2 protein-coding genes and 1 pseudogene are annotated in these 2,743 nt (G+C 70.9%); all 3 read right to left on the reverse strand.

Annotated elements, in window-relative coordinates; genetic code table 11:
- Window positions 1–382, reverse strand: a pseudogene (locus QSG27_RS28380) (sensor histidine kinase); the annotation flags it as partial.
- A gap of 153 nt (window positions 383–535) precedes the next feature.
- Window positions 536–1,321 (reverse strand): GGDEF domain-containing protein, encoded by a 786-nt coding sequence (locus QSG27_RS28385; protein WP_306712140.1) that lies wholly within the window; start codon window positions 1,319–1,321, stop codon window positions 536–538.
- Window positions 1,322–1,528: 207 nt separating this feature from the next.
- Window positions 1,529–2,515 carry a 2-hydroxyacid dehydrogenase gene (locus QSG27_RS28390; RefSeq protein WP_306712142.1) on the reverse strand — a complete coding sequence of 329 codons (987 nt, stop codon included), beginning with the start codon at window positions 2,513–2,515 and terminating at the stop codon, window positions 1,529–1,531.
- Window positions 2,516–2,743: the final 228 nt, after the last annotated feature.

The raw sequence follows: 2,743 nt of genomic DNA on the forward strand, positions 1-2,743 counted from the left end.
CGGTGGCGCCCCAGACGCCCGGCCCGGCGGGCAGCCGCTCCACCTCCAGGATCAGCCGCCCGCCATGTTCGTGCAGCAGCGCCGCCAGCGGTTCCCCGCCCGGCGGCGTCAGCGTCGCGTGCAGCCCCAGCGCTCTCAGGCCGGGCGGCAGGGCGCGCAGTTCCGCCAGCAGGCCCGGAAGTTCGGGAAGCTCCAGCACCCCCACGCCGCGGCCCAGCAGCCGTTCCGGAGCGACGCCGAGGAAGTCCGCCGTGTTGGCGCTGCAGGCCAGAATCGTCTCGCCGTCGTTGCGCAGAACCACCAGGGCGCCGTGCGGCTGTATCCCGTCGACGGTCGTGCCGGCGGAGGAGTGACCGGCCGGGGATTGAAAGGAGTTGGACAACGGGCGATCCGGTGGGGCGTTCAGGGCGGGCAGCTTTGCGACGGAAACATGTAAAAACTGTGACCGGAATCATCTTTCGGTCAAGTCCGGGATGGGGGGTGCGACAGGCTGCCCGATCCGTGTTTTCCGCAATGGCCCCGGATGGCGCCCGGCTCAGCCGGCGGTCCGGCGATCCGCCGCCGGGCCGCCGCCCGCGCGCCCGGCCTTGCGCCCCGCCGCCTGCGGGCGCCGTCCGGCCTTGTCGCTGTACATGCGGGTGTCGGCGAGGCGGATCACCTCCTCCTCCCGGTCCTCCGCCCCGTAGGGCTGGACCCCGAAGGAGAAGCGGATGGGCAGATCGGCGTTGTTCCACTGGACGCAGTGACGGCCCGCGGCGGCGGCGATCTCGCAGGCGCGGACGGCGCCGCAGGCCGCGTCGGTGTTGGTCAGAAGCAGCGCGAACTCGTCCCCGCCCAGACGGGCCACCACGTCCTCCTCGCGGACCGCACCGGCGAGAAGGCGCGCGACCTGCCGCAGATAGGCGTCGCCGGCCATGTGCCCATGGGTGTCGTTGATGCGCTTGAAGCCGTCCAGGTCGATGATGACCAGCACCCCGCCGGCCGGCTGGCCGTCCTGGCCGCCATGCCGCCGCGCCGCGGCGATCTCCCGCCGGAAATGGCTGAAGAAACCGCGGCGGTTCAGCAGGCCGGTCAGTTCGTCCGTCATGGACAGGCTTTCCAGATAGGCGATGTGCTCCCGCTGCTCGGCGATGGTCGCGCGGGCTTCGGCAAGCTGGCTTTCCAGGGCCGGGTCCTCCGCCGCTCCGGGATGGACCATGCGCACGCCGCGCAGGGGGGACAGCCGTGCCAGCCGGTCGTGGCCTCCCCGGTCGAACGGCAACCCATCGTGGCGGTCGGTGGCGATGGCTTCCAGATCCTGAGCGGTCACGATGGCGTTCATGGGTTCTCTCCGCATGATCGGCACTAGCTTGCGCCCATCCGCCCTGCATTCATCGTGCCAACTCTGGATTCCCGGCAACACCCGCCCTTCCGTCCGGCAATTTCTGCCGCATCGGATCGGCGCCTGGGCAAAAACTTCCCGGGCGCGACCAGATACGGAAAATTTTATCTACTTTTATTTTAAATACTATTTTGAACCATTCCGGCGTCACGCCACCCGGTCCGGCGGCTCCGCCCCGGCGAAGACGGCGTCGAGATTGTCCAGCGCCTTGAAGCCCATGGCGTTGCGCGTCTCCACCGTGGCGCTTCCCAGATGCGGCAGCAGGAAGCAGTTCTCCAGCCCGCGGTAGCCGGCGTGCAGGTTCGGTTCGTTCTCGAACACGTCCAGCCCGGCGGCGGCCAGCCGTCCGGAGGCCAGGGCGGCGATCAGCGCCCCGTCGTCCACCACGCTTCCGCGGGCGGTGTTGACCACGATGGCGCCCGGCGGCAGACGTTCGATCCGCTCCGCGTTCAGCCAGTGGGTGGTTTCCGGAGTCGCCGGGAAATGCAGCGACAGCACGTCGCAGACCGCCAGCATCGCCTCGGGATCGGGATGGTAGACGGCGCCGGCCTCCTGGTCCGGGGGCAGGCGCCGCCGGTTGGAATAGTGGATGGCCATGCCGAAGGCCCGCGCCCGCTGCGCCACCGCCTGCCCGATTCGGCCCATGCCGACGATGCCCAGCCGCTTGCCACCCAGATGGGTGCCCAGAAGCTGGGTCGGCGTCCAGCCGGTCCAGGCCCCGGCGCGGATCATCCGCTCGCCCTCCGACGCGCGGCGCGCCGCGCCCAGCATCAGCAGCAGGGCGATGTCGGCGGTTGCGTCGGTCAGCACGTCCGGGGTGTTGGTGACGGTCAGGCCGCGGGCCCTGGCCGCGGTCAGGTCGATGTGATCGGTGCCGACGGAGAAGGTGGCGACGATCCGCACGCCCTCCGGCAAGGCCGCGATGGCCCCGGCGTCCAGCCGGTCCCCGGCGGTGCAGAGGATGCCCGCCGCACCGGTCTCCCGCGCCAGGGCGGCGATGTCGGCCCCGGACAGCGCGCGGTCCTGCGGGTTCAACCGGGCGTCGAAATCGCGCGCGGCGCGGGCCTCCACCGCGTCGGGCAGGCGCCGGGTCACCAGGAGAACGGGCCGTGATGCGGGGGAGTCGCTGCGCATGAATCTGTCCTCAGCCTTCCGTTTATTCGGGGGGTCGGGCCTTCCGCTCCGACACCGAAACACCCATAATCCATCCGACGCTGCCAATCACCTGTGGATGTCGCTTTGCAGAACCGCCGCCCCGCCGCCCGCTTCGCCCTTTGCGCGACCTTCGGCGCGTTCCTGGTGTCCCTGACCGCCCTTTCCGCCGCCGGCCCGGCCCAGGCGGCGCCCGCCGGTGCCGCCGGC

The organism is Azospirillum isscasi, assembly GCF_030849505.1.
In the GTDB taxonomy this organism is placed as follows: domain Bacteria; phylum Pseudomonadota; class Alphaproteobacteria; order Azospirillales; family Azospirillaceae; genus Azospirillum; species Azospirillum isscasi.

Excerpts from the sequence above, each read along its gene's own strand:
- QSG27_RS28385 (WP_306712140.1), bottom strand. The coding sequence starts at position 1,321 with ATGAACGCCATCGTGACCGCTCAGGATCTGGAAGCCATCGCCACCGAC.
- QSG27_RS28390 (WP_306712142.1), bottom strand. The coding sequence starts at position 2,515 with ATGCGCAGCGACTCCCCCGCATCACGGCCCGTTCTCCTGGTGACCCGG.